At 67.1% G+C, this 513-nt stretch carries 1 protein-coding gene; it reads right to left on the bottom strand.

The window, feature by feature from the left end; all coding sequences use genetic code 11:
- Window positions 1-105: 105 nt before the first annotated feature.
- Window positions 106-408, bottom strand: a complete 303-nt coding sequence (locus AC1DRE_RS25155; protein WP_476987173.1) for a pyrophosphatase — start codon at window positions 406-408, stop codon at window positions 106-108.
- Between the last annotated feature and the right edge of the window lie 105 nt (window positions 409-513).

The following is a 513-nucleotide window of genomic DNA, read 5'->3' as shown; positions in this document are numbered from 1 at the left end:
GGTCCGGATGGAGCATATGGGCGGCATCGCCGATGACGAGATTGCCGAGGGCTGGATCCTGGCCTGCTGTTCTCAGGCCGAGACGGCGCTGGTCGAGGTCGAGGTCTAGCCGGGCCGGAAGCGCCATTTCCGCTCGATGTCCGCGGCCAGGTCCAGCCGGTTGTGGCGTGCGAACAGCAGGACATGGCCCAGCAGATCCGCCGTCTCGTCCGTCAGGGCTTCCCGCAGCTCCGCTTCCGACCGGCCATGCGTGCGTCCCCGCCCGGTCAGCCTGTTCCAGACCTGGGTCAGCTCGCCGAGCTCCTCATGCAGCTTGAGCACGAACCAGTCGGGATCGCGGGTCAGGCCGTTGGCCTCGCTGTATTTCAGCGACGCCTCCTCGAACTGGTCTCTCAGCCTGTCCAGCACGGCGGCACCTCGGTTTGTTTGCGATAACCTGTCAGACGTGCGCCTCACAGGCGGTCGGCCGCCTGGACCACCTTGGCCAGGAAGGCGTCGCGGTCGGCTTCGGTG

This window comes from Arthrobacter sp. P4_H3 (genome assembly GCF_056400885.1).
This window is presented reverse-complemented; position numbering and strand designations above follow the sequence as displayed.